We start from the raw sequence: 22,148 nt of genomic DNA on the forward strand, positions 1-22,148 counted from the left end.
ATGGTGGTTATGCGGTTGTACCTCTGTGAAAAACCTTCCCAGGCCAAAGACATTGCGGCCGTGCTCGGCGCCCGGCGTCGCGGCGACGGCTGTTGGCTGGGAACGGACGTCACGGTGACCTGGTGCATCGGCCATCTGCTCGAAACCGCGCCGCCGGATGCTTACGACGCGCGCTATAAACGCTGGGTGCTGGCGGACCTGCCGATCATTCCGGACAAATGGAAAATGACCGTCAAACCGCGCACCGCCAGTCAGTACAAGGCCGTCAAACGCTTGCTCGGCGAGGCCGATGAACTGGTGATTGCCACAGATGCCGACCGTGAGGGCGAAATGATCGCCCGGGAACTGGTGGAGCATTGCCGTTATCGCGGGCCAATCCAGCGGTTGTGGCTGTCGGCGCTGGACGATGCATCCATCCGCAAGGCATTGGCCGCGCTGAAACCGGGAGCGGAGACCTTCAGCCTTTATCATTCGGCATTGGGCCGCTCACGGGCCGACTGGCTGATCGGGATGAACATGAGCAGGCTGTTCACGCTGCTGGGGCGCCAGTCCGGTTATCAGGGCGTATTGCCCGTCGGCCGGGTGCAAACGCCGACCCTGCGCCTGGTCGTGGACCGCGACCGCAGCATTGCCGATTTCGTCCCCGTGGCTTACTGGGCTATCGATGTGCAGTTGCTGCACGATGGCACCGCGTTCACCGCACAGTGGCGTGCACCGTCCGACGTTTGCGACGATCAGGATCGCTGCCTCAATCAGGCGCTCGCACAGCAGGCTGCGACGGCGATTGGCAGTGCGGCGAGTGCCCGAGTCATCAAACTGCGTACCGAGCGCATGCGTGAAGTGGCACCGTTGCCGTTTGACCTGGGCACGTTGCAGGAAGTCTGCTCGAAGAAACTCGGTCTCGGCGCTCAGGAAACCCTCGACATCGCCCAGGCACTCTACGAAACCCACAAAGTCATCACCTATCCTCGTAGCGACTGCGGTTACCTGCCGGTGAGTCAACACAGTGAAGCGCCCGGTATTCTTGCCGCCCTGCGCCAGGCAGACCCGGCGCTGAACGCCTTGCAGGACTACCTTGAACCGCAACGGCGTTCACGGGCCTGGAACGACGCCAAGGTCAGCGCTCACCACGGCATCATCCCCACGGCCGCGGCAAAAAACCTGGATCGACTGGTGGGCAAGCAGCGAGCGGTCTACACGCTGATCCGTGCACGTTATCTGGCGCAATTTCTGCCCAATCATGAATACGACCGGACTCAGGCCGACTTCGACTGTGCCGGTGAAGCCTTGCGCGCCGTTGGCAAGCAGATCGTCGAACCCGGCTGGAAACGCGCCCTGCCCGAGGCCCTTGCTCCGGCCAAGGGCCGTGAAGCACCGGCGCCGCAAACACTGCCGGCATTGAGCGAGGGCCGTGATTGTGCGGTATCCGAGGTGAAGCTCAAGGACCTCTGGACGCAACCGCCCAAACCCTTCACCGAAGGTGATTTGATCAAGGCGATGAAGAACGTTGCCAAACTGGTGGAGGATCCACTGCTCAAACAGAAGCTCAAGGACACCACCGGGATTGGTACCGAGGCCACCCGCGCCTCGATCATTCAGGGCCTGCTCGACCGTGGTTATCTGATCAAGAACGGCAAGGCCCTGGCCGCCACTCCGGCTGCGTTCAGCCTGATCGACGCCGTGCCGCGCGCGATTGCCGACCCGGGCACCACCGCGATCTGGGAGCAGGCGCTGGACATGGTGCAGAGCGGCGAAATGAGCCTGGAAGAGTTCGTCACCAAACAAGCGGCGTGGATGAGCAAGCAGGTTGCCCGCTGCTCAAGCCTGAGCCTGACCATCAGCGGGCCTGCAAGCCCCGCTGGGCGAGGTGCCACACCCTGGAAAAACAAACGCAAACCGGCCAAGCGCAAGCCCTCGGCCGGCGCCAAACGTGCCGCAAAACCGGCGAACAAAGCTTAATGGCACTTCGAATGGACCTCGATGGTCTAGTGTTCTTCAAACCCGGCTACAGCCCTGTTTCCTGAAAAGGTATCGACCATGATTATCGTGCACCACCTGAACAACTCCCGCTCCCAGCGCATTCTGTGGCTGCTGGAAGAACTGGCCATCCCTTATGAACTGAAGCTTTATCAGCGCGACCCGAAGACCAACCTCGCCCCGCCGGAACTGAAATCGATCAACGCCCTGGGGAAATCGCCGGTCATTGAAGACGGCACGCAGAAGTTGATCGAGTCCGCCGCAATCATCGACTACCTGATTCGCCGCCATGGCGAGGGTCGCCTGCAACCCGATCTGTCCACCCCGGCCTACGATGAATACGTGCAGTGGCTGCATTTCGCCGAAGGCTCGGCCATGTTGCCGCTGATGTTGAACCTGTACGTCGGGCGTCTCGGTGAAGCCGGCGCGCCACTGCATCCGCGGATCAACTCGGAAGTGGCCAACTACCTCGGCTATCTGAACACGGCATTGAGCCAGTCCGATTTCCTTTTAGGTAATGAGTTCAGCGCGGCCGACATCCAGATGAGTTTCATTGGCGAAATCGCCCGCGCCCAAGGCAAGCTCGGCGACTACCCTCATGTAGCGGCCTGGATTGAGCGCTTTCAGGCGCGCCCCGCCTATCAAGCAGCACTGAAGAAAGGCGGCAAATACGACTTCGCGCCCCACTGATCGATCCCGCTCTGAGCAGGAGCCAGCCCGCATGTCCTCGATAGAACTGCACGCCGCTCAGCGCGACGAACTGGAAACGCTTGAAAACCTGATGCAGTTCTATATGTACGACTTCAGTGAGTGGCTGCCGCTCAAGCTCGGCGGACATGGCTTCTTCAACATCCAGCCGCAGCAGGACTACTGGCGCAGCCCCGACACCCGCCCGTACTTGATCAACGTCGACGGGGAACTGGCCGGTTTCGTGACCGTGGATGGCAACATTCATCTGCCCGGCGCCCAGTAAAACGTCGGGTACTTTTTTATCGCCCGACGCTTTCGTGGCCAAGGTGTCGCGACGTTTGTCGCTTCTACCCTCTTGAGCCAACTGCCCGGTCAATGGCAGATTTTTCACCTCGACGCCAACCCACCGGCACGGCTGTTCTGGGCCCGTGTGATACCTGATCTCACGGGGGGCGCGTTCTCCCGGCATCAGCAGCCGGCAGACGGTTATCCCTGCACCTTTTACCGGTTTCAAAGCACGCAGCCATCGTCCTGACTGGCGCTTTCCCCTGCTGCTTTCTAATTCCAAACCGCTTTGTCCGACAATATGTAGTGACTGAAAATAATCACTACAAAACCGTTGACGCCTCCGGTTTGCCCTTGCATGATGCAGACATCTCCCCGATCGGGAGTACAGCAACATGTTTGAGCAAGCTCGTCTGACCGCCGAGCTGTTTTTCCCGGATACACGCTGCTCACAAGGCAGATTGAAGAAGCTGACCTGGCCCGAACGTCCAGTACAAGGACGAGAAGCGCTGGCGATCAATCCTCATGAAGCTTGTGGCCGACCCTGAAAACGTCGGCAGTGGCCTGAAGGTTTTCGCTGCTTCTCTTCGTTGTGACGCTATTGCGTAGCAGTTATTCAACACGACTACATGCAACAGACGCGGGCCCCCGTCACTCTCGACGGCCGACCGCTGACGTCCTGGTTTCGGTGCCAGGGATCAACTAACCGATGGGCTACTTGTATTAGCGAATCAACTTTGAAAGATCACCAAATGGTCAAGGGGCATATTATGAATCTGAACAATCAACCTACTATCGATGAACTGGCTCGTATGTTCGCTGCGCAAAAAGACAGCCACGACAGCCACATTCTGTGGATCAGCAAATCGGGCCAGGTTCATATGGATTGCCTGTCGCCGCATGCCCATGAAGCCGACTTCGACCAGAACAACCAGAACCTGTTGGCCCGACTGAAAATGTACCGTCGCGGCCAAGGTTATGTCGGTAAGAAAGCCGCCGCCGACAAGGACTTCATCGGTAATGTTCTGCAAACGTTGAAGCAGGCCTGGGCCTCGATGCAGAACCAGAATGAAGTTCGGGTGATTGATCGGTTCTACTGATAAATCATCGCAATAAAAAAGGCCCCGCTCGAATAAACGAGCGGGGCCTTTTTGTTTGTCTCCAGTTTGCCAAACAAAGCTATTGTTAAGCGTATCCGCTGTTGGTCCCTGGAGACTTGCGATGAAAAACAAGCTGATATTTCCACTGTTGCTGGTTTTGACGAGTGCTGTTCAGGCAAACAGCGTCGACGGTGTTCCGTCATTCGCGGTGGAGTGCCCCGGCAAGTTTCTCGTCCAGGCGGATCAGGATGGACCGGTAATGATCAACAGCAAGGAAGCCGACACCAAAATCATCAATGAGCGCCACTTCGAAGCCAAAGGCGCCGGCATCACCCTGTCCATCGTCCTTGCCGATGACGACTCGGTGGCCGTGACCTCCACCGGCAAGGCCCCCAACGGGGTGTGCCAGTCAGTCGATGACTGAGCTCGACGACTCGGCCATTCCCAACACCAGTTCCATAAACGCCACCGACGCCGCACTGTGATAGTTGTTTTTACGCCGCAGCATTGCGGCCCCGCGTTTGGGCGCCTCCCCCAGCAATGGAATCCTGCGCAACGCGCGGTCCTGAGTGGCGATGGGTTCCGGAAGGATGGTGGCGATAGCCGTGTGGCGGATGACTTCCATCAAGGTGCTCACCGAGTTGACCTCAATCACCACCTTCGGCGTGATGTGCTGCTGGGCGAAATATTCATCGATGCGGGTACGCGTGATGAAATCCGATGCCAGCAGCGCGAATTCCAGCTGCGCCACGGCTTCAGCGGATAACGCGTCTCGGCTTTCGTACAACGGATGATCCCGCCCCACCATCACCCCCAGCGTCTCGGTAAAGGCCGGGATCGATTCGATGTCGGCATTCCTGACCTCATTAAACGCAATGGCGATGTCCAGTGAGTCCTCCAGCAGCCCAGCCTCGATGTCGGCCATCGACAACTCGAAAATCTCCAGGTGAATATTCGGGTAACGCGCCACGTAGTCGCGCACCAACGGCCCGACCAGATACGCCATGAACGTCGGCGTCATTGCCAATCGCAACGTCCCGCGGGACAAGTCCTTCACGTCATGCAACGCCCGTTTGCCCGCCTCCAGTTCCACCAGCACCCGCCGGGCGCACTCGATGTAGGCCTCACCCGCGTCGGTCGGCTTGACGGTGCGCGAGGTGCGGTCGAACAGGCTCACGCCGAGGGTTTCCTCCAGTTGGCGGATCTGTTGCGACAAGGTCGGCTGGGACACGTGCAATGCCTCGGCAGCACGGGTGAAGCCGCCGTGGTCGGCGACCGCGAGCAAGTAGCGCAAATGTCTGAGCAGCATCAGGTTCAACCTATAGGCAGGGCTTATGCGAAGCATTGTATATCGGTCTTGGACGCTATGAATCAAGCGGCAGAAGATGGCTTCACACCCAAGCAGTAGCCCACCCGATAGGAGAACCACCATGCAACAGTCCCATGCTTACAACGACCCGAGCCTGACCTTGACCACCTCGATCCTCGATGCCAAGGCGCGTAAAAACCTGTCCTGGCAAGACCTGACCGATGGCACCGGCCTCGGTCTGGCTTACGTCACCGCTGCCCTGCTCGGCCAGCACCCACTGCCGGAAAGCGCCGCCAAAGTCATTGGCGAGAAACTCGACCTGGACGCCGACGCCGTGGCCCGCCTGCAAATCATTCCACTGCGCGGCAGCCTCTCGGGTGTGCCGACCGACCCGACCATCTACCGCTTTTACGAAATGATCCAGATCTACGGCACCACGCTGAAAGCCCTGGTCCATGAACAGTTTGGCGACGGCATCATCAGCGCGATCAACTTCAAGCTCGACATGAAGAAAGTCGAAGATCCGGAAGGCGGCTCCCGCGCCGTGATCACCCTCGACGGCAAGTTCCTGCCACTGCGTCCTTTCTGAGTTGATACCGGCCCGCACTCAGGTGCGGGCCAGGCCCAAATCCCCACTTGCTGCTTTGTTCACCACATTGGTCTGGAGGATGCCCCATGAAAAAAATTCTGTTGGTGCTGTCGTTGTTAGCCGGTGTGTCTGCCCAGGTTCACGCCGAGGAGGTGGCCGTCGCGTACGAGTACGGCATGAAGCTGGATATCGCGCATGTCGTGAGCATCACGCCGATTGCCAATGAATGCGGGGTTGTCCCCGTGGAAATGACGTACCAGGACTCCACAGGCGCCACCCACACTCTGGATTACAGCGTGTTTGGCACCGGCTGCTCGAACTGACCCCCATCACTTGAAAGGAAATGCCCCATGAAAGCGCTCATCGACGGTTTTTTGAAGTTCCAGACAGAAGCCTTCCCGCAACGGACCGACCTGTTCAAACACCTGGCCACCACGCAACACCCCGGTACGCTATTCATCACCTGCTCCGACAGTCGTGTGGTGCCGGAACTGCTGACCCAGCAAGAACCCGGTGAACTGTTCGTGATTCGTAACGCCGGCAATATCGTGCCCTCCTACAGCCCGCATCCGGGCGGTGTATCGGCCACGGTCGAATACGCGGTGGCCGTGCTGGGCGTTACCGACATCGTCATCTGCGGCCATTCTGACTGCGGTGCGATGACGGCCGTCGCCAGTTGCAAATGCATGGACCACCTGCCCGCCGTCAGCGGCTGGTTGCAACATGCGGAGTCGGCGAAGGTCATCAACGAATCCCGGCCGCACGCCAGCGACGCGGCGAAAGTGAGTTCGATGGTGCGGGAAAATGTGATCGCGCAACTGGCCAACATTCAGACCCACCCGAGCGTGCGTTTGGCTCAGGAAAAAGGCCTGCTAAACCTGCACGGCTGGGTCTATGACATCGAAACCGGTTCGATCGATGCGCTGGATGCGAACAGCCGCACGTTCGTGTCGCTGATCGAACACCCGACCACGTGCGCCGTTTACGGTAAAGCGGTTGAAGTGGCTTGATCCGTACCCCTGAGGGTCATCGCCCTCAGCCGGCAGCACGCAGCAAATCAGCGTCAGCGCTAGATGGCCGTGAGGTGAAGATGCAGCGCGCCCGGTTCACGGGAGCGCTGCACCCCGCTTCATTTGTCTTCCGGTTTGGCTGACGATGACGGGCGGATCTCCGGGCTTTCCTCGGCGTTCGGCGCGGTTGGAAAGCTCCCAGGCGTGAACACGTGAGTCAGCAATTCCCTGGCATCGATTTCATTGACACCACTCACCGTGCGGGCCAGCGCAACAGCCTGCTCACATTGCTTATGAGTGTTGACGCGACCACTCAACATCAGCGTTCCGGCGAGGGTTTTGACGTGGACTTACAGGCCCAGGCCCGGATCGGCCATCGCCATGGCCGACTTCACCCGGGCTGTCAGCCACGCGTCGTGCGCGGCCATTTCCAGTTGATGAGAGTAGTGCTCGAAGGATTGAAGTTTCATGGCGGACCCCTGTCTCAAGACGCAGTCGCAGACACCTTTAATTATAGTGCGCTCCACGCTTGCGGTCGGGTACTCAGCGTTTAACCGACAGATCGACCTGGGTCATGCGGCTGCGGATCGTGAACACGCCATCGCCCGAGAGAATCGCGCTGCGAGCAAACAGACGCCCGCTCTCCCAGTTCGAAAGGCCCAGTTCCGGTTTGTTCAGCGCGTACTGCCCATCGACCCAGCGGGTGATCCCGTTGCCGACAAAAGGCGCGTTGACCGCGTTGTAGAAACGCTCATGCGCCTCGGCATCTTCACTGATCAACGACACGGTGAATTGCGGGCTATAGCGATTGAACAAGGTGATGGCCTGGCTCAGGTCGTCGACGATCTTGAGGCTGACTTCCGGGGTTTCTTCCCACTCCCACTCGCGGCCCAATTGGTCTTCGGGCAGTGGTTCGGCCAACGCTTCGGTCTGGTAGCCGTCGGCGCGATAGACCTCGACGGTTGCGGTTCGCCAATGGCTCGGCAAATACGCTTCGCTGCCCTCGACGATGTGCAATTTGCAGCCCTCTTCCCGGGCGGTGCCGGCTTTTTGCAAGGCGTCCAGAAACAGCGGCACCAGTTCGGCAGCGCGATCGCGGTGGATCAGGCAGACGTTCAGGGTGTTGCAGACTTTACGGTCCAGGGAATTGCGCACGACGGCGGCAAAACGCTTGGCGTCGGCGTCCTTGTCGGCGACCAGCCAGGCGCCACCGGTGCCATGCAGGCTGACGGCGGTGCCGACCTGTTGCGCAATGCTGCCCAACTGACTGACCGCGCGACCCGAACCACGGGCGACCGCCAGTGACAGGCGCCGATCAGCGAACATCGCCCAACCGGCGGCGTGATTGACGCTCTCCACCAGAGACACCGCGCCCACCGGCAAACCGGCCTCGCTCAAGGCCGGGTTCAATGCGTGGGTGACGATGGCTTGCGCCGTGCCCAAAGCATCGCTGCCAATGCGCAGCACCGCGGTGTTGCCGGTGCGCAGCACGCCAGCGGCGTCGGCGAAGACATTCGGCCGGCCTTCGAAGACGAAGGCGACGATGCCCAGCGGCGAAACCACCTGCTCGACTTTCCAGCCGTCGTGTTCGACACAGCTGACCACTTTACCGCGCGTGGCGGGCGCATCGCGCCAGGCCCTGAGGCCCGCGATCATGTCGCGGCGCATGCGCTCATCGGCCAGCAACCGTGTGGTTGAGCGCCCACGTGACTTGGCCCATTCGATGTCGGCGCGGTTGGCGACCTCAATCAAATCCCAGCAGTCCTGGTTTTCCAGGCGCAAGGCAAACAGGTCGAAAAACGCGCTGATCGCCTGGTCGGAAACAGCGGACATCGCCGTAAACGCCGCTTCGGCCCGCTCGATCGCGACCGCCGCCGCTTTCTGGTCAGCTACGGGAATCAGCAACAACTCGCCGCTGACCTGCTCCACCAACAGGTGGTCCCCGGGCTGAAAGCGCAAGGCCAGTTCGGGGCTGACCACAGTGACGCGGTTACCAGCGAAAGGGATTGGCGTGCCAGCGACTAGACGTTCGAGCGCAAGAGACATGAAGCGGTTTCACCATGCAAGGGGCGGCCGGAAAATGTATAGCAAAATGCCTGGGGCGTCATTAACCGGTGGGCATCGGCATCGTCGCAAACGGACCCGGGATGCGATGAATCTGTTTCAGGCGCAGGAGCATCTGGAGATCACCTTAGTGCTGGATGATCAAACACTGGCGCACTTGTGCAACCGGGTCGAGGCGCTACCGCGCTGACTCAGCGGCCCATTGGGGATTGCAGCCGCGCGTGCAGCAATCCCTTGACCGTGCGCATCACTGCCGCGTTCGCGTCCTCCATCAGCCCTACGTGCTTGAGGGTTTCTTCCAGTTCACCCCGCCCATGAGCATCCAGCGCGGCCTGACCACTGCTGTGAACCAGTCGATGCGGCACTTCCATCCGCCGATAATCCGCATCGCGCTGCTGGTTGCGGTTCTGATCGCTGTAGTACCACTGACCGAACAGGCACTCGGTTTCGTCGGGCAGGGTCAGCGGTGAATGCGGCTTGGGATTGAGCAGGCGGTCGTACACCGTAACCTTGAGCGTCAGCTCTTGCAGGTTGGCCAGCTCGACATCCGACAACAAGTGCGACAGGTCGATTTCGCGCTGCATCTGCTGCGCCTCGCCGTACATGCCGGCCATGGCCTCGGCGGTTTTGTCGATCACCGCACCGAAAGCGTTGGAGACTTGGTTCTGTTGCGAAATCGCCTGCTTGGCCTGGCTGATTTCCTGTTGGATGGCCGAGGTTTCCTTGACGATTTCCCGGGTGGCTTCGGCGGTCTTTTCCGCCAGCAGTCGCACTTCACCGGCCACCACCGCGAAACCGCGTCCGGTGTCCCCGGCACGCGCGGCTTCGATGGCTGCGTTGAGTGCCAGCAAGTTGGTCTTGCGGGCGATGTCGCTGATCAGATCAACGATGCGATCGATCTCACTGGCGCGACCCACCAGATGGGTAATCACGTCTTCCAGCGCGTCCAGGCCTGCGGCCATGACCCGCGACTGGTCCTGCAAATGACTGACCTGCTCGCGGTTATCGATGGCCGCGCGGGCGACGGTTTCCGCCCGTTGGTGATTGAGTTTCAGGCGCTGATTGAGCATCGAAAACGATTCGCTGACCGGTGACAGCGAATTGCCGCAGATCAGCAGGTGTTGCGCCAGGCCGCGGAAAAAATCGCGATCGCGCAACTCGGCTTTACGGTCGGCCAGCCGTGCTTCATCGGCGCCTGCCGTGACCGGCGGCTCGATCACCGGCAAGGGCGACTCGACGTTGTACTCGGTGGTTTTCCTGCGCCACGTAAAACTCATCGCCATTCCCCTACGCCCCCGACGCATTGCGCCAAAGGCGCGGACAATACGAATGAACGGTGTCGGGTAAAAGATCCAATCCGACGAAAAAAACCCAGACCAGCGGTCAGAACACCGACCAGCCAATCCGCTGGCTCAACAACTCCAGTGCGGCCATGCCCGCAAGGGAGTTGCCGGCGGCGTTCAGTTCCGGCGACCAGACGCACACCGTGAACTGCCCCGGCACCACCGCGACGATCCCGCCGCCCACGCCGCTCTTGCCGGGCAAACCGACGCGATAGGCGAAGTTACCGGCCTCGTCGTAGAGCCCGCTGGTGGCCATGATCGAGTTGACTTGCTGGGTCTGGCGGGCGCTGAGAATCTGTTCGCCGCTGTGCTTGCAAAAGCCGTCGTTGGCCAGGAAGCAGAACGCCCGGGCCAGGTCCACGCAGCTCATGCGCAAGGCGCAGTGGCTGAAGTAGCTGCGCAGCACCGCTTCGACATCGTTGTGAAAATTGCCGAAAGACTGCATCAGGTACGCCATGGCGGCGTTGCGCGCACGGTGTTGGTATTCGGACTCGGCGACCTTGCCGTCCACCATCACCTGCGGATTACCCGACAGACGCCGGACGAAATCGCGCATCGACAAGGCCGGTGCGGCGAAACGCGACTGGTTGATGTCGCAGATCACCAGCGCGCCGGCGTTAATGAACGGATTTCGCGGGCGCCCGCGCTCGAACTCCAGCTGCACCAGCGAGTTGAACGGCTGGCCGGAAGGCTCGTGCCCCAGACGCTGCCAGATGGCTTCGCCGGAATGCTCGATGGCCTGTACCAGGCTGAACACCTTGGAAATACTTTGCACCGAGAACGGCGTGTGGGCGTCGCCGGCGCAAAACAATTCGCCGTCATTGCCATACACGGCGATGCCCAGTTGATTGGCCGGCACGGTGCCGAGGGCGGGAATGTAATCAGCCACCTTGCCCTGACCGATCAGGGGCCGGACTGCGTCAAGGATCTCGTTCAACAGCGCTTGCATGCCGGGTTCCGAAGCTCGCCCCATGGGATTGCGGGGACACTGACGCTAGACGCTGTCGGTCGGCAGCGAATCACAGTTGCGAATTGGAATGCGACTGTAGGAGCCGGCTTGCTGCGGGAATGGATGGAGGCCCGGAAAACTTCAAGGTTACGTATCAGAGTGTGTACAACCCCGCCCTTGACACACCCCCGCCATAAAAACCCACCCCAGCGACACATCGCAGATACACCCGATTGATGAAATGTGCCTGTCGATTGGCTCAGCCGATCAAAGCGCTCAACTCACTCAATGCTACGGAGTATCACCATGTTCAAGCTCTCGACTTCTTCCCTGACCCTCGGCCTGATCATTGCTGGCGGCCTGGCCCTGTCCAACGTCGCGTCGGCCTCCGAGTCCGAAGCGTTCAGCATGAAGCAACTGGCCCACGGCTACAGCCAGGTTCAGGCCGACACCGCGGAAAAACCGGCTGAAGGCAAATGCGGCGAAGGCAAGTGCGGCGCTGGCGAGTAACCCTTGCGCGGGGCCACGAGCCCCGCACCCCTGACTGAACGGAGACCACGTCCATGAACGCTACAATCTCGTCGGCCGTGAAAGGCCTGCACCTGAACCTTGATCGTGCCGGTAGCTGGCTCGCTCCCCTGACCTTACGGTTGTTCATCGCCTGGGAGTTTTTCGAGTCTGGCCTGGAAAAATGGAGCGGTGAAAACTGGTTCGCCGACATTCAGGACCGCTTCCCGTTTCCCTTCGATCAGGTGCCGGCCACGCTGAACTGGGAACTGTCGATGTGGGCCGAACTGATTTGCGCCCTCGCGATCCTCGTCGGGTTTGGCACGCGGATTTCGGCCATCGTGTTGATCGTGGTCACCATCGTTGCGACGGCTGCCGTTCACTGGCCGGCCGATTGGTCTACATTGAGTGAGCTTGCCCAAGGTTACGCCATCAGCAACAAGGGCCACGGCAACTTCAAACTGCCGCTGATCTACCTCGCCGCCCCGATGCCGCTGTTGCTCTCGGGTGCCGGCAAGCTCAGTCTCGATACGTTGCTGGCTCGATTCTTCTGGCGTCGCAACCAACGCTGAGGCGCCAGCGTTTCGATAACGTACCTGCCACTCCAATAGAACAGGAGCAATTGCCATGAGCCTCACTCTCTACGGTTTTGACGGCAGTACTTATGTGCGCACAGTGAAGATGCTGCTGGTGGAAAAAGACGCGGATTTCGACCAGGTGCAGGTCAACGTGATCAAAGGTGAACCGCACCTGCCGGAGCATCTGGTGCGTCACCCGTTCGGCAAGGTGCCTGTCGTCGACCACGACGGCTTTCGGGTGATCGAAACCGGCGCGATCATTGCCTATCTGGACGAAGTCCTGCCCGGCCCGTCCATCACCCCGGACAACGCCCACGACCGTGCGCGCACCCACATGGCCCAGGGCATTTATGATTCCTACGGTTATGGCGCGCTGGTCTCGGTGTTCGGCTACCATCTGTTTCCCGACTTCATTGGCGGGCAGAATGAAGATTCGCGCCGCCAAGGCATCGAGAACTCGAAACGAGTGCTGCGCGAGTTGATGAAGATCAAAGGCACCGATCCGTATATCGCCGGCCTTGAACCGAGCATCGGCGACTATTACCTGGCACCGGGTTGCGCCTACATCGCGATGACCCCGGATGCACCACAGGTATTTGCCGTGGACGGCTTCAACAGTTGGTGGAAACGGATGCAGGCGCTGACGAGCTTCAAAGCCACACAGCCTCAGTAAGCTACCCCAACTCACTTGCGAAGACAGGAGCCACCATGAGCGTGACCACCCAATGGATCGAGATCGACAGCGCTGAAGGCAAATTCGGCGCTTACCTGGCGATTCCGCATACCCAGAAAGGCCCGGGGATTGTGTTGATCCAGGAAATCTTCGGTGTGAATGAACACATCCGCTCGGTCGCCGAGCAATACGCCGCCGACGGCTACCTGGTCATTGCACCGGACCTGTTCTGGCGCAGCGGCCCGCGCATCGAACTGACCTACGACGAAGCCGGCTGGAAACGCGCCGTCGAATTGATGAACGCCACCGATGTCGGCAAAGCACAGAAAGACATCGAACTGGCCATCGACGCGCTGAAAGCACAGCCGGGCCTGGATGGCGGCATTGCCTCCATCGGTTACTGCTTCGGCGGCTTGCTCTCGTACCACACCGCCGCCAACGGGCTGGTAGACGTAGCGATTGCCTATTACGGCGGCGGCATCCAGAACCAACTGGACCGCGCCGACGAAATCGAAGTGCCGCTGCTGATGCACTTCGGCGAGCAGGACAGCCACATCCCGCTGGAAGCCGTGGAGAAAATCGCCGAGCGTTTCGACACTAATGACAACGTGGAAATTGTCGTGTACCCGGAAGCCGAGCACGGCTTCAACTGCTCGCATCGCGACAGCTACAACCAGCGCGCAGCGGTTGAGGCCCATGGCAATACGCTGATCTTCCTCGGCATGGAACTCTAAAGCCTGATGCGCTTTTCGCAGGAGCCCGGCTTGCCGGCTCCTACGGATCGCGGGTGTATTCGAGATCTCGGGTTCACGCAAAACCTGTAGGAGCCGGCTTGCCGGCGATGGCGGCTTCAAGAGTGTCATCGCCGGCAAGTCTGACGCCTGCCGGCGAGCCTTACTGATTAATCGCCATGACTTTCACGATCACACCTCTTGCGCTGGAGCGGCGACGGCCAGCTTCGGCGGCAAGTTGCGCTCATGCACATGGCGATGAGGCGTACGGTCGATGTTCAGGCTGAGGATTTCCGGGCGGCTGTAGTGACCGCGGCCGTCCATCTGACGCTTGCGGATTTCGATCTGGAACAAGTCGATGTCGGCAATGACTTCACCTTCACCTTCGGTCAGTGCACCGACGACTTCACCTTGCGGATCGATGATCGCGGTGTAGCAACCACCGGAGATCGGACCAATGGCGCAACCGGTGTCAGCCATGATTTGCGCCTGTTGTTCCGGGTACAACCAGGCCGTCGAGTTGACCACGAAACACGCTGATTCCAGCGCGTGCATGCGGATGCTGACTTCCATCTGGCGGGTGAACAGGGGACCGGCGAACGAACCGGGGTACATCGAGGCGTGAATCTGCTCGCCGTCTTCGATCAAGGCGTAACGCGCCAACGGGTTGTAGTGTTCCCAGCAAGCCAGTTGACCAATGCGGCCGACAGCACTGTCGGTGGCGCGCAAGCCGGAACCGTCACCAATGCCCCAGATCATCCGTTCATGATAGGTCGGCGAAATCTTGCGACGGGCCTGAATCAGGGTGCCGTCCGCATCGAACAGCAATTGCGTGTTGTAGAGAGTACTGCCATCGCGCTCGTTGACGCCGATGGACACCACCATGTTGGCTTCTTTGGCGGCTTTGCCGATGGCATCGGTGGCCGCGGAAGGCACGACGACGGCCTGATCGAGCAATTTATAGTGCTCAGCGCCCATTTCGAACGGCGACTGCACGAAGGAAAAGTACGGGTAGTACGGCACGATGGTTTCCGGGAAAACGGCGAACTGCACGCCTTTCTCGCCGAGTTCACGGATCTTGTCGACGACCTTTTCTACAGTGCCTTCACGGCTGTAGAGAACAGGTGCGATCTGGACGGCAGCGGCTTTGACGATGGTCATGGCGGTGATCTCAGTGGGGAATGGGCTTCAACGAGATCGAGATTACGCCAATAATATTTTGACTCAAATGCCGAATACACCACCTTTTAAGCCACGCCAATTACCTGTAGGAGCACGCTTGCTGGCGATAGCGATTTCACCGACGCCATCGCCGGCAAGCCGGCTCCTACAGATTACGCGGAGGTTCGGGATCTCGGGTTCACACGCAAGTCAGCCTCGATTGGCGCGCTGGATGACTTGCGGTGGTTGACCAAACGCACGGATAAACGCCCGGCGCATCCGCTCCCGATCACCAAAACCGGTCTCTGTCGCCACCACATCGATGGCGTGCCGGCCGGTCTCCATCATCAGCCGCGCGGCCTCCACCCGCAGGTTCTCGATGGCCTTGGCGGGTGATTGACCGGTTTCGGCATGGAATACGCGACTGAACTGTCGCGGGCTGAGGTTGGCTGCGCTGGCCAGTTCCTCGACCGACAGTTCGGACTTCAGGTTCTGCTTGGCGTAGATCAACGCTGACTGGATGCGATCCGTCTTGGGCTCGAGTTCGAGCATCACCGAAAACTGCGACTGCCCGCCCGCGCGCCGGTGGTACACCACCAATTGTCGGGCCACACACCGCGCCACTTGCGCACCGAGGTCACTTTCCACCAGGGCCAGTGCGAGATCGACACAGGCACTCATGCCGGCAGCGGTCCAGACGTTGCCGTCGTTGATGAAGATCCGGTCTTCCTCCACCTTCACCTTCGGGTAGGCCTGCTGCAGCGCCGGCGCGTGGCACCAGTGCGTGGTGGCTCGCCGGCCATCGAGCAGGCCGGCTTCGGCCAGCGCAATGGCGCCGGTGCAGATCGAGCCCACACGGCGCGAGGTCTGACTGGCGCTGCGCAGAAACGCCACCATGCCCGGTGAAACCGGACGGACCAGGTTGTCGCCCATCACCAGCAGCGTGTCGAACGAGCGCTGATCGAAGGCGGCGGTTTCCACGCCGAATCCGGCGGAAGTCTGCACCGTCCCGCCGTGTTCCGACAACAAGGTGAGGCTGTAAACCGGCTCGTCGACGGCGCCATTGGCCATTTCGAACGCCGCACACATGGCCAGACCCAACACCTGGAATTCGGGGTAAACGATGAGGCCGACCTTGTGCATGATGGCGATATCCTGATGGCTGCAAAGGAGGCTTGATGGTTTTTCAGGCCATCTAATTTGCACTGTACGCGCCAGTCAGGTCTATCCCTAACGCAAGGCACTCAGTGCCGCGACATCAACCCATGCAGCACACCAAACCGTAAACCGGGCTCGGACGGCGTCATGTGCGTAACGCCAAAGACCTTGAACGCCGCCAGCATCAGCACCAGTCCGCCGGGCAGGATGCTCAGGCGATGGCTTTGCAAACCCGCCAGCCTGAGCTGATTGACCTGCCCCACTTCCAGCAGGCGCAGTGACAGGCGCAGCAGACCGCTGTAGGTAATGCCGCTCTGGCCTTCGTCGTTCAAGCCGTTGGCTTTGAGGACTTTGGCCAGCATCCGGGCGGTGCCGGAAGAGCCGATGACCTGCTGCCAGCCCAGCGTGCGATAACGGCGCGCCACGCGTTCGAATTGCAGGGTGGCGACACGCTCGGCTTCCAGTAACGCCGGCGCGGTGATGCGGCCACCTTGAAAATAACGCGCACCAAAGGTGCCGCTGCCGATGGCAATGCTTTCGGTCAACAGCGGTTGCGTGCCCTGCCCCAGAATCAATTCCGTGGAGCCGCCACCGACGTCGATCACCAGTCGCTTGCGTTCCGTGCCGGGAACCGTGTGAGCCACGCCGGCGTACACCAACCGGGCTTCTTCATGCCCGGAGATCACGTCGATGCGAAACCCCAGATGCCGCTCTGCGCTGGCGAGGAACAATTGAGCATTGTCGGCTTCACGCACGGCGCTGGTCGCCACCGCTCGCACGCGACCGGGCTCAAAGCCGCGCAACTTCTTGCCGAATCGCGCGAGCGCCTGCCAGCCGCGATCCAGCGCCATCTCGTCCAGCGCGCCGCCCTGAAATCCCTCCGCCAACCGCACCGGCTCGCGCAGGGTCTTCACTTCCTGGATCACCAGTTGCTGGTTGCGCTTGACGGACTGGCCGATCATCAAGCGAAACGCATTGGAGCCCAGGTCAATGGCCGCAAACAGGGAGGCGTCTCCTTTCATAGCAGTATTCCTTGCACATTCATCTATCAGCCGACACCGTTCTGCTGAACATTCAAGACGGTTTGCAAGGATCTTGGCATGGGTTCGATGACATCCAGATGACACCGCTATCGGGCCTCTCCACCCTTGGGCTTATAGAAGAGAAACATGCTGGTCTCGGTGGTTTTGATGTATTTCCTGGCCCAATCGGGTTTCACGTTGTGGTCGTGAAAATACATCGCGCCGTTGGTGCGGTCGTTGAGTTGCTTGTTGAGGGCCTTGCGCGCGATTTCCTTGGCGATGGCGTATTGGGTTTCTTCTTGGACCTGATCGGAACGCCCGTCACACCACCAGGAAAACTGGCAGTTCTTGGTTTCAGATCCCTGTTTGACCACCGCGCACACGGTGTCCGGAAACCCCTCGTGGCCCAGGCGATTCATGACCACGCTGGCGACGGCTTCCATGTCAGCGGAAGATTTACCCTTGGCTTCCCAATAAATGGAGCGCGCCAGGCAGGTGATTGCATCGTCCAGCGGCGACACGCCCGCCGGGTCGACCGCCTGCACTTCCGACGTGGTGATGGCTTCAGACTTGGGCACCGGTAGATCGGCGCCCTTCTCCGCCGCTTTCTGTTCCAGCACTTCGGCCTTGTTTTCGGCCACTTCCTTTTTCTGTTCCTGTTCAGTCGCCGATGCCTGGCCGCCGAGTAGCGTGATTGCAAAGCAGGTTGCTATCCAAATTAATCGCATGATCGACCCTTCTCAGTGGACTGGATTCAAGCAACAAAATGTCGACGCGCAGCACGTCTTTCGGGCGACATGGCTTGATTGTAGTAGCCCGTTTTCGTTTCGACAGACGGCCAACAACCGGTATTTCGGCGCGAAAAGGCATTGCGCTCACGGGGGTGAAATCGCGCATCATGGGCGCAGTCCGAACAAGGGAGATTTCCATGCGTGTCCTGTCATCCGTTTTGCGTCTTGCCACGTTGTCATTGGGTTTGTTATTCGCCGCGAAGGCGCTGGCGGTCGACGAGAAACAACTGATCGACTCGATCAACGACTACCGCAGCCAGGTGCAACGTTGCGCAGGTGAAGTATCGGCGGAGCTGCCGCCGCTGGCGGGTGATCCACGGCTGGCGCTGTCGGCCACCAGCATCGGCAACCTGCAACAGGCCATGGTCGCGGCGAATTACCCGATGAAGAATGTGCAGGCAATCAGCCTGTCCGGACCGCGTGATGCAGCTTCGGCGATGAAAGCGATCCAGGAGAGTTTTTGCCAGATCGTGCTGGACCCGCAATTCGTCGACATCGGCGTGAGCCGCCAGGACCGTGAATGGCGCATCGTGCTGGCCCGTCCATTGTTGAGCGCACGCCTGGGCGACTGGCAGGCGGAGGGCCAGAAGTTGCTGGCCGAGCTCAACACCGCCCGCAGCCGTCCACGTCAGTGCGGCACGCAATCCTTTGCCGCCGCCGCGCCGCTGACCTGGAACGTCACCCTGGCGACAGCGGCCGAAGAGCATTCCCGATCGATGGCCAACAACAATTACTTCGACCACAAGGACCGCGACGGTCGTACCCCGGGTGACCGCGCAGAACTGGCGGGTTACAGCGCCCAGTTGATCGGCGAGAACATCGCCGCCGGGCAAGACAGCGTGCGCAAGGTCGTCGATGGCTGGGTCGCCAGCCCCGGCCACTGCGCCAACCTGATGAACCCGCAGTTCCAGGAGTTGGGCGCGGCGTATGCGGTGGACCCGAAGAGCGATTCGGGGATTTACTGGACGGCGATGTTTGGTACGCCGTAAACGCCCGGCTCGCGCCGCAAACCGGACGCTCTTGATGGCGTCCGGTTGGGCAATCGGTAAAGCCCGTCATAGACTCTGTCGATCAGTCGGTCATCAAGAGTGATTGGACGCTCCGCCAGGTTGCTCTTAGCCTGCACGCCTTCAATCCGTGAACGAACGAATCAAACACACGCCACTGCCCTTCGCCTACACCCTGCCGCTACACCGAACCACATACCTTTTCTGCGTCTAGCTGCCTTTCGCCATGGCCGAACCACCGGGTTGGCTGACGCCGATTTTCACCGCTATCGTCAGCTACACCTTCTTCGGTCTCGACGCGATTGGCGATGAGTTGGAGGACCCGTTCGGTCGCGATGAAAATGACCTGCCGACCCATGCGATCGTGCGCAACATCGAGCGCGAAGTACTCGCGGCGCTGGGTGTGACGCCGCTTCCTCCGGTACTTGAGCCCGTGGACTTTGTGTTGAGCTGATGCAAAGGCTGCCAGCGTTGCGTTGCCCGTCAGCCACAATCGACTGGCCGGTTCAGGCACTCGCCTGAACCACCTCGATCCCCAGTTTCCGATAATCCCCGACATCGCCCGACGCCACATGGCGTTCGGTGATCAGCGTATGGATGCGGCTGCACGGCCCGACTACGAACGGCTCGACCGCGCCCAGTTTGTCTGCCGTGGTGACGGCGATCACCTGCGAAGCGCTGTCGAGCAGCGCCTGTTTCACCGGCACCTCATCGAAGTGCAACGAGCTGATGCCGACCTCCGGATGAATCGCACACACCCCGGTGAACAGCACGTCAGCCTTGATGCCCTGGAGCAGGCGCACGGTCTCGTGCCCGCTGACCGACATCGTCGCCAGGTTGAGTTGGCCACCCGCCAGAATCACTTTGATACCTTTGTATTCGGCCAGGGTAATCGCGGTCATCGGCGAAGTCGTGATGGCGGTGATGGCAATGTCCGACGGCAACGAACGTGCGATCTGCAGCGTGGTGGTACCGGAATCGAACATCACGATTTGGCCATTTTCCACCCGACTGGCCGCGAGCTGCGCGAGGTGGGTTTTCACCTCATCGGTTTCGCTGACACGCGTGAAGTAATCCTTGCCCGTGTCCTTGGGACGAGGCAACGCGCCGCCGTGAACGCGCTGAACCAGGCCGGCCGTGGCCAACTCCGACAGGTCACGGCGGATGGTGTCTTCCGAGACGGCGAAATGCTGACTCAACTCGGACGCCATGACCTTGCCGTCACGTTCGAGGATCAGCAGAATTTTTTGCCGGCGCAGATGAGGGAGTTCGGCGGTCGAATGCTGCACGTGCATGTTTATGCCTGATTTTGCGGGTTTGCGCGAGCTTAGCCGCGCCGTCGCGCAAACGCAATCGATGCAAGGCTCAGGGGCCCCATCACCGGCAAGCCGGCCTCCTACATAATCGCGGAACGCCGTCCGTGAAGCGCCAAGGCTGAAGCGTCAGTTGATCGCGACCTGAGCCACATGGCCCGAGGTCACCAGCGCCTTCAGCGACGTGTCGAACTGTTTCAGTGCATTCACTTGCAACGCAGTTTGCTGGTCGATCTGCGCGGCGATCTCCGGTGCGGCTTTGCCATGCACCCAGACCGAAGGCATTTGTTGTGTGCGTGAACCTTCGGCCTTGCCGATGTATTGCAGGTTCGAGTCGTAGAACTTGGCCATGAACCGCGCTTCAACCTGATTGTTGCGCTTGGACACCAGACGGCTGTAGGTGTCGAGCATCACCACCACATCCGGGTGCGCCTGCACAAGCGCATCGAGGTTGTCGTAGACCGTCACCGAAGCAAACTCCTGCTGCAACGAGCCCATCAACCAGTTGATCGCCCGTTTCGGATCGGAGCTGTCGACGAAGGCGCTGCTGATGCGTGAATCCAGTTCAGGGTTCTTCGCGCCGTTCAGCGCGACCGAGTGGTACTGCTCAAGGTATTCGAGGGTGCTGACGGTGTTTTCGCTGTAGAGCACGCCCACCGATTGCGCGTGTTGCAAGCTCGCGGCGCTGTCGGCGACCGGCAGGAAGTGGCAGGACTGTTCGGCGGCGTATGCCGGCACGGTGGCGGCAACGCTGCCGGTCAGGACAGCGACAAGGGCCAGCAAGGTAGACATTCTCATCGCGCAGGTTCCTTCAAAGGCGAATTCGGTATGTGCCTATCCTCCTCCCTTGGCAAAAAAACAGAACTTGCGATTCTTGATGATGGTTATTGATCAAACGAATGATTACGGCAAAAGGGCCTGTCGCCCCGGGCCTCACGCCCCTGGCCGATCAGCAACCGGCGCATGCTGCGCCATCAACTCAACCACCCAATCAATAAATACGCGCAGCTTCAGGCTGATGTGCCGGTTCGGCGGGAAAGCCACATACAACGGCATCGTATCGAGACGCCAGCCCTCGAACAGCGGCACCAATTCGCCGCTCGCCTCATAGTCCCGGGACATGTATCTGGGCAGCCAAAGCACACCGAGCCCGGCGAGACCCGCCGCAAGAAAGGCGTTGCCATCGTCGACGGCCAACACGTAGCGTCCTTTGATCTGCACCCGCTCACGCTCGTTGTACATCGCGTAGGGCACGGGTTTGCCGGTGCGCGCCCACAAGAAACCGACGACGCGATGATCCGAATCCTCCAGCTCTTGGGGATGCACAGGCCGGCCGACGCGAGACAGATAGCTCGGTGCTGCAAACACCCCAAGTGGCAGGTCCGCGACGCGCCGGGCCATCAGCGACTGGTCCATCAGTTCGCCGCCGCGCACCACGCAATCGACGTTCTCATCGATCATGTCGACGATGCGATCGCTGACGCCCATGTCGATCTGGATGTCCGGGTATCGCGCATAAAACGCAGGCAACGCCGGCACCAGAATCATCCTCGCCAGCGGGCTCGGCACATCCACGCGCAGTCGGCCTCTGGGCAGCGTCAACGCACCGGACAGGCTTGTTTCGGCATCGTCCATATCGGCCAACAGCCGTAACACTCGCTCGTAATAGACCGCGCCATCGGCCGTGACGTTGACCTTGCGCGTGGTGCGGTTGAGCAACTTGACGCGCAACCGTGCCTCCAGTTGCTGCACCAATTGGGTCACGGTGGTCTTGCTCATGTGCAGTGTTTCGGCTGCCTTGGTGAAACTGCCCGCCTCCACCACGCGCGCGAATGCCTGCATTGCATCAAAACGGTCCATTGCAGCCTCAGGTATCGTTCGAATTGTTTGG

24 protein-coding genes and 4 pseudogenes are annotated in these 22,148 nt (G+C 60.3%); 15 read left to right on the plus strand and 13 right to left on the minus strand.

All coding sequences use genetic code 11. The features are described 5' to 3' along the window. Positions 1 to 9: 9 nt before the first annotated feature. From ACI77H_RS21315 to ACI77H_RS21340, 6 genes and pseudogenes are all read left to right on the plus strand, one after another. Positions 10 to 1,959 (plus strand): DNA topoisomerase III, encoded by a 1,950-nt coding sequence (locus ACI77H_RS21315; protein ID WP_407013694.1) that lies wholly within the window; start codon positions 10 to 12, stop codon positions 1,957 to 1,959. A gap of 78 nt (positions 1,960 to 2,037) precedes the next feature. Then, positions 2,038 to 2,667: a glutathione S-transferase family protein gene (locus ACI77H_RS21320; protein WP_407013695.1), complete on the plus strand. Its 630-nt coding sequence runs from the start codon at positions 2,038 to 2,040 to the stop codon at positions 2,665 to 2,667. A gap of 31 nt (positions 2,668 to 2,698) precedes the next feature. Further along, positions 2,699 to 3,202, plus strand: a pseudogene (locus ACI77H_RS21325) (GNAT family N-acetyltransferase). Between the two features lie 145 nt (positions 3,203 to 3,347). Further along, positions 3,348 to 3,500, plus strand: coding sequence for a hypothetical protein (locus tag ACI77H_RS21330; protein ID WP_407013696.1), 153 nt, complete (start codon positions 3,348 to 3,350; stop codon positions 3,498 to 3,500). A 222-nt stretch (positions 3,501 to 3,722) separates the two neighbouring features. Next, on the plus strand, positions 3,723 to 4,052 hold the full coding sequence (locus ACI77H_RS21335; RefSeq protein ID WP_407013697.1) for a hypothetical protein: 330 nt from the start codon (positions 3,723 to 3,725) through the stop codon (positions 4,050 to 4,052). 121 nt (positions 4,053 to 4,173) lie between these two features. After that, the gene (locus tag ACI77H_RS21340) at positions 4,174 to 4,476 is read left to right on the plus strand and encodes a hypothetical protein (RefSeq protein ID WP_407013698.1); all 303 of its coding nucleotides are present in this window, start codon (positions 4,174 to 4,176) and stop codon (positions 4,474 to 4,476) included. On the opposite strand, the gene cynR is transcribed toward ACI77H_RS21340, so the two are convergent. Beyond that, positions 4,462 to 5,361 carry a transcriptional regulator CynR gene (cynR, locus tag ACI77H_RS21345; RefSeq protein ID WP_407013699.1) on the minus strand — a complete coding sequence of 300 codons (900 nt, stop codon included), beginning with the start codon at positions 5,359 to 5,361 and terminating at the stop codon, positions 4,462 to 4,464. The two genes, ACI77H_RS21340 and cynR, sit on opposite strands and share 15 nt — an antisense overlap. A gap of 121 nt (positions 5,362 to 5,482) precedes the next feature. Here cynR and cynS point away from each other — a divergent pair, with 121 nt between their 5' ends. From cynS to ACI77H_RS21360, 3 genes are all read left to right on the plus strand, one after another. Next, positions 5,483 to 5,950, plus strand: coding sequence for a cyanase (cynS, locus tag ACI77H_RS21350; protein WP_150632827.1), 468 nt, complete (start codon positions 5,483 to 5,485; stop codon positions 5,948 to 5,950). 86 nt (positions 5,951 to 6,036) lie between these two features. Next, positions 6,037 to 6,273 (plus strand): DUF2790 domain-containing protein, encoded by a 237-nt coding sequence (locus ACI77H_RS21355; RefSeq protein WP_407013700.1) that lies wholly within the window; start codon positions 6,037 to 6,039, stop codon positions 6,271 to 6,273. Between the two features lie 27 nt (positions 6,274 to 6,300). Beyond that, on the plus strand, positions 6,301 to 6,960 hold the full coding sequence (locus ACI77H_RS21360; protein ID WP_407013701.1) for a carbonic anhydrase: 660 nt from the start codon (positions 6,301 to 6,303) through the stop codon (positions 6,958 to 6,960). A 119-nt stretch (positions 6,961 to 7,079) separates the two neighbouring features. Here the strand turns inward: ACI77H_RS21360 and ACI77H_RS21365 are convergent. The 5 genes and pseudogenes from ACI77H_RS21365 to glsB all read right to left on the minus strand — a co-directional run bounded on the left by ACI77H_RS21365 (position 7,080) and on the right by glsB (position 11,316). Further along, positions 7,080 to 7,430 (minus strand): annotated as a pseudogene (locus ACI77H_RS21365) (BON domain-containing protein). A 73-nt stretch (positions 7,431 to 7,503) separates the two neighbouring features. After that, positions 7,504 to 9,006, minus strand: a complete 1,503-nt coding sequence (locus ACI77H_RS21370) for an aldehyde dehydrogenase family protein (RefSeq protein ID WP_407013702.1) — start codon at positions 9,004 to 9,006, stop codon at positions 7,504 to 7,506. A 209-nt stretch (positions 9,007 to 9,215) separates the two neighbouring features. After that, positions 9,216 to 9,638 (minus strand): CZB domain-containing protein, encoded by a 423-nt coding sequence (locus ACI77H_RS21375; protein ID WP_407013730.1) that lies wholly within the window; start codon positions 9,636 to 9,638, stop codon positions 9,216 to 9,218. 12 nt (positions 9,639 to 9,650) lie between these two features. Further along, positions 9,651 to 10,328: pseudogene (locus ACI77H_RS21380) on the minus strand (methyl-accepting chemotaxis protein); the annotation flags it as partial. A gap of 79 nt (positions 10,329 to 10,407) precedes the next feature. Further along, positions 10,408 to 11,316: a glutaminase B gene (gene glsB / locus ACI77H_RS21385; protein ID WP_150636210.1), complete on the minus strand. Its 909-nt coding sequence runs from the start codon at positions 11,314 to 11,316 to the stop codon at positions 10,408 to 10,410. Between the two features lie 306 nt (positions 11,317 to 11,622). On the opposite strand from glsB, the gene ACI77H_RS21390 reads away from it, so the two are divergent. From ACI77H_RS21390 to ACI77H_RS21405, 4 genes are read left to right on the plus strand one after another with little or no spacing between them, the layout of a single operon-like run. Continuing rightward, on the plus strand, positions 11,623 to 11,826 hold the full coding sequence (locus ACI77H_RS21390) for a hypothetical protein (RefSeq protein ID WP_059405530.1): 204 nt from the start codon (positions 11,623 to 11,625) through the stop codon (positions 11,824 to 11,826). A gap of 53 nt (positions 11,827 to 11,879) precedes the next feature. Beyond that, the gene (locus ACI77H_RS21395; RefSeq protein ID WP_407013703.1) at positions 11,880 to 12,395 is read left to right on the plus strand and encodes a DoxX family protein; all 516 of its coding nucleotides are present in this window, start codon (positions 11,880 to 11,882) and stop codon (positions 12,393 to 12,395) included. A gap of 55 nt (positions 12,396 to 12,450) precedes the next feature. Then, positions 12,451 to 13,074: a glutathione S-transferase family protein gene (locus ACI77H_RS21400; RefSeq protein WP_407013704.1), complete on the plus strand. Its 624-nt coding sequence runs from the start codon at positions 12,451 to 12,453 to the stop codon at positions 13,072 to 13,074. A 35-nt stretch (positions 13,075 to 13,109) separates the two neighbouring features. After that, complete coding sequence (locus ACI77H_RS21405) at positions 13,110 to 13,808, plus strand: dienelactone hydrolase family protein (RefSeq protein WP_407013705.1); 699 nt, start codon at positions 13,110 to 13,112, stop codon at positions 13,806 to 13,808. A gap of 189 nt (positions 13,809 to 13,997) precedes the next feature. On the opposite strand, the gene ACI77H_RS21410 is transcribed toward ACI77H_RS21405, so the two are convergent. The 4 genes from ACI77H_RS21410 to ACI77H_RS21425 all read right to left on the minus strand — a co-directional run bounded on the left by ACI77H_RS21410 (position 13,998) and on the right by ACI77H_RS21425 (position 17,874). Continuing rightward, on the minus strand, positions 13,998 to 14,966 hold the full coding sequence (locus tag ACI77H_RS21410; RefSeq protein ID WP_407013706.1) for a nitrilase-related carbon-nitrogen hydrolase: 969 nt from the start codon (positions 14,964 to 14,966) through the stop codon (positions 13,998 to 14,000). A gap of 210 nt (positions 14,967 to 15,176) precedes the next feature. Then, positions 15,177 to 16,109, minus strand: a complete 933-nt coding sequence (locus ACI77H_RS21415; protein ID WP_407013707.1) for a GlxA family transcriptional regulator — start codon at positions 16,107 to 16,109, stop codon at positions 15,177 to 15,179. Positions 16,110 to 16,210: 101 nt separating this feature from the next. Then, positions 16,211 to 17,146 carry a Ppx/GppA family phosphatase gene (locus ACI77H_RS21420; RefSeq protein ID WP_407013708.1) on the minus strand — a complete coding sequence of 312 codons (936 nt, stop codon included), beginning with the start codon at positions 17,144 to 17,146 and terminating at the stop codon, positions 16,211 to 16,213. Positions 17,147 to 17,253: 107 nt separating this feature from the next. After that, positions 17,254 to 17,874, minus strand: coding sequence for a cell wall hydrolase (locus tag ACI77H_RS21425; protein ID WP_407013709.1), 621 nt, complete (start codon positions 17,872 to 17,874; stop codon positions 17,254 to 17,256). Positions 17,875 to 18,074: 200 nt separating this feature from the next. Here ACI77H_RS21425 and ACI77H_RS21430 point away from each other — a divergent pair, with 200 nt between their 5' ends. Both ACI77H_RS21430 and ACI77H_RS21435 read left to right on the plus strand, forming a co-directional pair. Further along, a complete protein-coding gene (locus ACI77H_RS21430) occupies positions 18,075 to 18,926 on the plus strand; it encodes a CAP domain-containing protein (protein ID WP_407013710.1) in 852 nt (283 codons plus the stop codon). A gap of 142 nt (positions 18,927 to 19,068) precedes the next feature. Beyond that, positions 19,069 to 19,398, plus strand: a pseudogene (locus ACI77H_RS21435) (bestrophin family ion channel); the annotation flags it as partial. 52 nt (positions 19,399 to 19,450) lie between these two features. On the opposite strand, the gene ACI77H_RS21440 reads toward ACI77H_RS21435, so the two are convergent. The 3 genes from ACI77H_RS21440 to ACI77H_RS21450 all read right to left on the minus strand — a co-directional run bounded on the left by ACI77H_RS21440 (position 19,451) and on the right by ACI77H_RS21450 (position 22,117). Then, entirely contained in the window at positions 19,451 to 20,239 is a 789-nt protein-coding gene (locus ACI77H_RS21440) for a DeoR/GlpR family DNA-binding transcription regulator (RefSeq protein ID WP_407013711.1), read from the minus strand. Positions 20,240 to 20,386: 147 nt separating this feature from the next. Further along, on the minus strand, positions 20,387 to 21,055 hold the full coding sequence (locus ACI77H_RS21445) for an ATPase (RefSeq protein ID WP_407013712.1): 669 nt from the start codon (positions 21,053 to 21,055) through the stop codon (positions 20,387 to 20,389). Positions 21,056 to 21,190: 135 nt separating this feature from the next. After that, positions 21,191 to 22,117, minus strand: coding sequence for a LysR substrate-binding domain-containing protein (locus ACI77H_RS21450; RefSeq protein ID WP_407013713.1), 927 nt, complete (start codon positions 22,115 to 22,117; stop codon positions 21,191 to 21,193). Positions 22,118 to 22,148: the final 31 nt, after the last annotated feature.

The organism is Pseudomonas sp. O230 (assembly GCF_045447035.1).
Lineage (GTDB): Bacteria > Pseudomonadota > Gammaproteobacteria > Pseudomonadales > Pseudomonadaceae > Aquipseudomonas.

Excerpts from the sequence above, each read along its gene's own strand:
- ACI77H_RS21315 (WP_407013694.1), top strand. The coding sequence starts at position 10 with ATGCGGTTGTACCTCTGTGAAAAACCTTCCCAGGCCAAAGACATTGCG.
- ACI77H_RS21320 (WP_407013695.1), top strand. The coding sequence starts at position 2,038 with ATGATTATCGTGCACCACCTGAACAACTCCCGCTCCCAGCGCATTCTG.
- ACI77H_RS21330 (WP_407013696.1), top strand. The coding sequence starts at position 3,348 with ATGTTTGAGCAAGCTCGTCTGACCGCCGAGCTGTTTTTCCCGGATACA.
- ACI77H_RS21335 (WP_407013697.1), top strand. The coding sequence starts at position 3,723 with ATGAATCTGAACAATCAACCTACTATCGATGAACTGGCTCGTATGTTC.
- ACI77H_RS21340 (WP_407013698.1), top strand. The coding sequence starts at position 4,174 with ATGAAAAACAAGCTGATATTTCCACTGTTGCTGGTTTTGACGAGTGCT.
- cynR (WP_407013699.1), bottom strand. The coding sequence starts at position 5,361 with ATGCTGCTCAGACATTTGCGCTACTTGCTCGCGGTCGCCGACCACGGC.
- cynS (WP_150632827.1), top strand. The coding sequence starts at position 5,483 with ATGCAACAGTCCCATGCTTACAACGACCCGAGCCTGACCTTGACCACC.
- ACI77H_RS21355 (WP_407013700.1), top strand. The coding sequence starts at position 6,037 with ATGAAAAAAATTCTGTTGGTGCTGTCGTTGTTAGCCGGTGTGTCTGCC.
- ACI77H_RS21360 (WP_407013701.1), top strand. The coding sequence starts at position 6,301 with ATGAAAGCGCTCATCGACGGTTTTTTGAAGTTCCAGACAGAAGCCTTC.
- ACI77H_RS21370 (WP_407013702.1), bottom strand. The coding sequence starts at position 9,006 with ATGTCTCTTGCGCTCGAACGTCTAGTCGCTGGCACGCCAATCCCTTTC.
- ACI77H_RS21375 (WP_407013730.1), bottom strand. The coding sequence starts at position 9,638 with ATGGCCGGCATGTACGGCGAGGCGCAGCAGATGCAGCGCGAAATCGAC.
- glsB (WP_150636210.1), bottom strand. The coding sequence starts at position 11,316 with ATGCAAGCGCTGTTGAACGAGATCCTTGACGCAGTCCGGCCCCTGATC.
- ACI77H_RS21390 (WP_059405530.1), top strand. The coding sequence starts at position 11,623 with ATGTTCAAGCTCTCGACTTCTTCCCTGACCCTCGGCCTGATCATTGCT.
- ACI77H_RS21395 (WP_407013703.1), top strand. The coding sequence starts at position 11,880 with ATGAACGCTACAATCTCGTCGGCCGTGAAAGGCCTGCACCTGAACCTT.
- ACI77H_RS21400 (WP_407013704.1), top strand. The coding sequence starts at position 12,451 with ATGAGCCTCACTCTCTACGGTTTTGACGGCAGTACTTATGTGCGCACA.
- ACI77H_RS21405 (WP_407013705.1), top strand. The coding sequence starts at position 13,110 with ATGAGCGTGACCACCCAATGGATCGAGATCGACAGCGCTGAAGGCAAA.
- ACI77H_RS21410 (WP_407013706.1), bottom strand. The coding sequence starts at position 14,966 with ATGACCATCGTCAAAGCCGCTGCCGTCCAGATCGCACCTGTTCTCTAC.
- ACI77H_RS21415 (WP_407013707.1), bottom strand. The coding sequence starts at position 16,109 with ATGCACAAGGTCGGCCTCATCGTTTACCCCGAATTCCAGGTGTTGGGT.
- ACI77H_RS21420 (WP_407013708.1), bottom strand. The coding sequence starts at position 17,146 with ATGAAAGGAGACGCCTCCCTGTTTGCGGCCATTGACCTGGGCTCCAAT.
- ACI77H_RS21425 (WP_407013709.1), bottom strand. The coding sequence starts at position 17,874 with ATGCGATTAATTTGGATAGCAACCTGCTTTGCAATCACGCTACTCGGC.
- ACI77H_RS21430 (WP_407013710.1), top strand. The coding sequence starts at position 18,075 with ATGCGTGTCCTGTCATCCGTTTTGCGTCTTGCCACGTTGTCATTGGGT.
- ACI77H_RS21440 (WP_407013711.1), bottom strand. The coding sequence starts at position 20,239 with ATGCACGTGCAGCATTCGACCGCCGAACTCCCTCATCTGCGCCGGCAA.
- ACI77H_RS21445 (WP_407013712.1), bottom strand. The coding sequence starts at position 21,055 with ATGAGAATGTCTACCTTGCTGGCCCTTGTCGCTGTCCTGACCGGCAGC.
- ACI77H_RS21450 (WP_407013713.1), bottom strand. The coding sequence starts at position 22,117 with ATGGACCGTTTTGATGCAATGCAGGCATTCGCGCGCGTGGTGGAGGCG.